Source organism: Agrobacterium sp. A3-95 (assembly GCF_053521785.1).
Window position 1 is genome coordinate 1 of the sequence record NZ_JBNWDR010000024.1, and the last position, 4,953, is coordinate 4,953.

Annotated in this window: 6 protein-coding genes; all 6 read right to left on the minus strand. The window is 51.0% G+C overall.

All coding sequences use genetic code 11. The features are described 5' to 3' along the window. Nucleotides 1-553 precede the first annotated feature (553 nt). Genes rfbA through ACQZ5Y_RS28245 form a run of 6 tightly spaced genes read right to left on the minus strand, consistent with a single transcriptional unit; the run spans nt 554 to nt 4,584 of the window. On the minus strand, nt 554-1,435 hold the full coding sequence (gene rfbA, locus ACQZ5Y_RS28220) for a glucose-1-phosphate thymidylyltransferase RfbA (protein ID WP_112179675.1): 882 nt from the start codon (nt 1,433-1,435) through the stop codon (nt 554-556). 46 nt (nt 1,436-1,481) lie between these two features. Further along, entirely contained in the window at nt 1,482-2,396 is a 915-nt protein-coding gene (gene rfbD, locus ACQZ5Y_RS28225) for a dTDP-4-dehydrorhamnose reductase (protein WP_174051024.1), read from the minus strand. A 3-nt stretch (nt 2,397-2,399) separates the two neighbouring features. Then, nucleotides 2,400-3,455, minus strand: a complete 1,056-nt coding sequence (rfbB, locus tag ACQZ5Y_RS28230) for a dTDP-glucose 4,6-dehydratase (RefSeq protein WP_112156272.1) — start codon at nt 3,453-3,455, stop codon at nt 2,400-2,402. Between the two features lie 20 nt (nt 3,456-3,475). Further along, the gene (gene rfbC, locus ACQZ5Y_RS28235; protein ID WP_065660354.1) at nt 3,476-4,027 is read right to left on the minus strand and encodes a dTDP-4-dehydrorhamnose 3,5-epimerase; all 552 of its coding nucleotides are present in this window, start codon (nt 4,025-4,027) and stop codon (nt 3,476-3,478) included. 15 nt (nt 4,028-4,042) lie between these two features. Next, nucleotides 4,043-4,303: a transposase domain-containing protein gene (locus tag ACQZ5Y_RS28240; RefSeq protein ID WP_112424601.1), complete on the minus strand. Its 261-nt coding sequence runs from the start codon at nt 4,301-4,303 to the stop codon at nt 4,043-4,045. A 14-nt stretch (nt 4,304-4,317) separates the two neighbouring features. Continuing rightward, the gene (locus tag ACQZ5Y_RS28245; RefSeq protein ID WP_174051026.1) at nt 4,318-4,584 is read right to left on the minus strand and encodes an IS66 family transposase; all 267 of its coding nucleotides are present in this window, start codon (nt 4,582-4,584) and stop codon (nt 4,318-4,320) included. Nucleotides 4,585-4,953 lie beyond the last annotated feature (369 nt).

A 4,953-nucleotide genomic window follows, 5' to 3' on the forward strand; every position in this document is an offset into this window, starting at 1 on the left:
GCCGATTACCAGGCTGGAGCAGTTGCTTCCGTGGAATTGGACGCCGCCGACCGTCAACGCTCAAGCGGCCTGACCTGCGGCCTTCACCGGAGGCTTACGCCTTACCTACCACATATAATTGCGATGCCGAGCGAGGTGCTGCTTGAGCAGGTTAGGGGCAAAACTTGCGTTGCGAGTTGAGGCCGCAAGGGCTTGCTCCCAAAACGCAGTGAGCGATGAGGGCAACGGACTGATTCATATGGGACTTTTAAAAATAATCATTTGGATGGATTCGTCAGAAGTTGCCAGTGCGCGAAATCAGCCTAGGACCGCATTGTCGCGCAACACGATTGCGAAGTGGCTGAGAGTTGGCGCGAGCGAACCGACGTTCACGGCAACAGCGCGTTTGAGGTGAGGGGTTGCGCCAACTACATCAATCCTGCGGATATGATCCGGAATACAGTGAAGTGGTCAAGCAGTCGCTGTCTGCAATAAAACCGTCTGTGATCATAAAGCACACCAAAGCTCTATATTGGATAATTGCTATCTACTGCTCACACACTCAAGCGATGGTCTATCTGAGATTTTCTGTTGGCGAGGCCGCCAGGTTTTTAAGATAATGACCGTACGAGCTCTTTCCAAGCTTTACCGAGAGTTCGTGAAGTTGCCCGTTGTCGATGAACCCCATTCGAAGTGCCACTTCTTCGGGTGAAGCGATCTTGAATCCTTGCCGTTTCTCCAGTGTGCTGACGAAGTTGGCCGCTTCTAGCAGGCTATCCGGTGTTCCGGTGTCGAGCCACGCATAGCCACGCCCCATCAATTCCACAGAAAGTTCGCCTTTTTCAAGATATATGCGGTTGATGTCGGTGATCTCTAATTCACCGCGCTGCGAAGGCTTTAGATTAGCGGCCATGTCGACAACCTGTTCATCATAAAAATATAGACCTGTAACGGCCCAGTTGCTTGCAGGAGACAGGGGCTTCTCCTCAATTGAGAGAGCTCTCATCGACGCATCGAATTCCACCACACCGTAGCGTTCTGGATCTGTTACGTGATAGGCAAAGACACGGGCGCCTTTGTTCTTATCTTTGGGTTGCATTAATTCGGCCAGCCCGTGGCCATAATAGATATTGTCTCCCAAGATTAGAGCCGATGGGTTCTTGCCCACAAAATCAGCGCCAATGATATATGCTTGCGCCAAGCCATCGGGGCTCGGCTGAACGGCGTATTTAAGGGAAATTCCCCATTGGCTTCCATCACCAAGCAACCGCTTAAACGCTTCATTATCGTGTGGAGTAGTGATAATCAGAATTTCACGAATTCCGGCCAACATCAGCGTTGTGAGTGGGTAGTAAATCATCGGTTTGTCGTAAACCGGCATCAACTGCTTGGAGACAGCCATTGTTATTGGAAATAGCCGCGAGCCAGAGCCTCCCGCCAAAATGATTCCCTTCATGGGTTTTCCTTTAATAGGTTTCGACAATTCATTTCATTCATTTTGTCTAAAGTGTTTGCTGTGCACCACCATGCGATTGATCTAATGCCAGCAATCGCCGCGCTACGGCTCGGGCAGATATTTCCCACTGAGGAAGTTTTATACCGTAAACATCAGACAACTTGTCTCCCGACAGGCGTGAGTTGAACGGCCTTTTTGCGGACGTGGGATATTCCCTTGTTGTGATGCGGTTCACTGCAACCTTTTTGCCGGTTTTTTCCGCAAATGTATCAAAGATCACTTCTGCAAAGTCAGCCCACGACGCCTCACCACCTCCCGTTAGATGGAAAATTCCCCTCAATCGCTGGTCTGTGTCTCTCATTAGTTGTTCAGATGCATACAGAATGGCATCCGCAATATCGAGTGCGCTTGTTGGGGTACCGTATTGGTCAGATACCACGTTGACGACGTCGCGTGTTTCCGCCAGCCGCAGCATGGTCTTGAGGAAATTCTGACCGAACGGTGAGTAAACCCAAGCTGTCCTCAGGATGGCGTGATCTGGGTTGGCTTCACTAATCCCAATTTCGCCATCAAGTTTAGACCTACCGTAGACTGATATCGGATCGGCTGCATCGGTCTCAAAATACGGGCCGTCTTTATCGCCGGAAAAAACATAGTCTGTAGAAATATGGATGATCGGTATTCCCGCTAGCTTAGCAACTTCTGCCAAGGCGCGAGGACCGCGTCCGTTGATAGCAAAGGCGCTATCTTCGTCGCTCTCGGCTTTGTCCACTGCAGTATAAGCCGCAGCAGAAACTAAGACATCAGGTGTCATTCTGAAAATGGCCTCTTTGAACCCTGCTGGCTCAAGAAGATCAAGTTCAGGGCGGCCAAGTTTTATGATCTCAACATTTCTATTGCACGCTCTTTCGACGAGTGATGACACGACTTGACCGTGCTTGCCGGTGACTGCGATACGCATAGCCTACACCTTCTTCAATATGCCAAGTCTTTCACCTGAATATACTTCTTGCCGCAGAGGCTTCCACCACCATTCGTTCTCGATATACCAGCGCACGGTCCGCGCAATACCACTATCAAAATTCTCTTGAGCTTTCCAACCGAGTTCCGTCTCAAGCTTCGTCGCGTCGATAGCATATCGAGCATCGTGGCCCGGTCGGTCGGTGACGTAGGTGACGAGTTCCGCGTGGGGACGTTGGGATGGACGGAGTTCGTCCATAAGTTCACAGACACGCTTAACTACTTCAATGTTACGGCGTTCGTTGCGACCGCCGACATTATATTTTTCGCCGATGCGACCGCGTGAAGCAATGAGGTCGAGCGCCCTTGCGTGATCATCAACATATAGCCAGTCACGAATATTTATACCGTTACCGTAGACCGGTAAGGGTTTGCCTTCCATTGCATTCAAGATGGTTAGTGGGATGAGCTTTTCCGGGAAGTGATAGGGGCCATAGTTGTTGGAACAATTTGATATGATGACAGGTAGGCCGTATGTGCGGTACCACGCAATCGCGAGATGATCACTTGCGGCTTTTGATGCGGAATAGGGAGACGAAGGGTCGTAGGGTGTCGTTTCTTCAAAAAGACCATCGCCGCCCAGCGAGCCATATACCTCGTCGGTCGATACATGGAGAAAGCGGAAACCATCTTTCTTGGGGCCAGGAAGGCCATTCCAATATTGGCGAGCCGCTTCAAGGAGTGAAAACGTACCGATAATATTTGTTTGCACGAAATCACCTGCACCGGCGATTGAGCGATCTACGTGGCTTTCGGCTGCAAGATGCATGATCCGATCAGGTTTGAACGATTCCATTGCCTCCGACATTTTTTGCTGGTCGCAAATGTCTGCCTTTAAAAACTGATGGTTGGATGCCCCTTCAACTTCTTTCAGGGAGGCCAGGTTGCCTGCGTATGTCAGCTTATCGATCGTTAGGACTTCAGAGCCGACATTATTCACGAGATGCCGAACGACTGCGGAACCGATAAAGCCTGCGCCGCCAGTGACAATTATTCGCATTGATTACTCCGTACAGAATACTAGAAGTATGTAGGAAGGTCGAAAAGTTTTGGTTGCGCACGGTCTTTGTCAGATAAAACGACATTGTCCAGTTTTATTGGCCAGTCGATACCAATATCCCGATCATTCCATAGTAGCCCGCGGTCGTGCTCGGCGCTGTAAGGAGCGGTGACCTTGTAGGAAAGGACGGTATCCGGCGCGAGCGTAGCGAATCCGTGCGCGAAACCTGCCGGTATCCATAGCTGATCGCCATTTTCTTTCGAGAGTTCAAGGCCATACCATTGACCGAAGGTGGGCGATCGTTCGCGGATGTCGACCGCTACGTCAAACACTTTTCCTGCAATGCAACGAACCAGCTTTCCCTGAGCAAAAGGGTGTAATTGAAAATGCAGGCCACGTACGGTGCCTACGGTGGCTGAAAGTGACTCATTTTCTTGTGCGAAGGTCAAGTCCGCGACATGTTGGCGAAACCAGCTTTCCTTGAACACTTCCGAAAAATAACCGCGATTGTCGCCAACGCGTTTTGGAGTAATCTTCACTAGTCCACTTAATGGTAGATGCTCGAGGTTCATGATCGACGTAGTCCCTTATTTTTTCTCGTTATAAGTGTCCTTCTTTTCTTTGCAAGTTAATATTCCATGTAAATTGCTCCCTATTGTGTAACGATTGCAAATCGGTAGTGAGTGCCTGGGTAACTGATTTTCCAGGCGCGAATTCGGATGATCGGGAATTCGGGTAACGACGTTCCGCAGATAGGCATCCGGATCACGGCCATTTAGCCTTGCCGTTTCGATCAGCTCCCAAGTGGCGGCTGCCTGTTCACCACCCCTATCTGATACGGCGAACAGACCGTTTTTGCGTCCTAGCCCATGGGCCGGATTGCTCGTTCAGCAGCATTATTGGCAATCTCGGTACTACCGTCATCAAGGAAACGGGAGAGCGATGCCCATTGGAAAGCGCGTGGCGGATCGCCTCCACCGTGCTGGATTTTTGCGGCATGCGTTTGAGATTGTTGCCCAGCGGTGATTGCAGGGCGTCGACCCTGGGCTTGGTTCCATCCTGCCGGACAGCTTTCGGTGCCATTGCTGCCAGCGGAGGTGATACATCTGGAGGATACGCAACTTCTCATCGACGGAGATAGGCTCGTTGCTAAATAGAAGCGCCGCCCCGACAACTTATAAATGATTCAGGAACTACACCCCTTTATCGCGGACGCGATACGCGCCGCACTACTGCGCATAGACCGGTTCGTTTATGATCTCGAGAAGTCTGGCGGCCGCTAAGCGCAGAGCGAAGTGCTGTATCAACGTAAGCCCACGGTGAAGGCCGTCTTGCGATGACGGCCTTCTGACTGCCAGTCCTAGTGGTAACACTAGGAGTAGTCATATGACGAAGCATGCAATTGAGGTGATCACCTCCGTAGAGCGCCGTCGGCGCTGGTCACGCGAAGATAAAGAGCGGCTCGTCGCTGCGTGCTTTGAGCCAGACGCGGTCATCT

Excerpts from the sequence above, each read along its gene's own strand:
- rfbD (WP_174051024.1), bottom strand. The coding sequence starts at position 2,396 with ATGCGTATCGCAGTCACCGGCAAGCACGGTCAAGTCGTGTCATCACTC.
- rfbA (WP_112179675.1), bottom strand. The coding sequence starts at position 1,435 with ATGAAGGGAATCATTTTGGCGGGAGGCTCTGGCTCGCGGCTATTTCCA.
- rfbC (WP_065660354.1), bottom strand. The coding sequence starts at position 4,027 with ATGAACCTCGAGCATCTACCATTAAGTGGACTAGTGAAGATTACTCCA.
- ACQZ5Y_RS28245 (WP_174051026.1), bottom strand. The coding sequence starts at position 4,584 with ATGAGAAGTTGCGTATCCTCCAGATGTATCACCTCCGCTGGCAGCAAT.
- rfbB (WP_112156272.1), bottom strand. The coding sequence starts at position 3,455 with ATGCGAATAATTGTCACTGGCGGCGCAGGCTTTATCGGTTCCGCAGTC.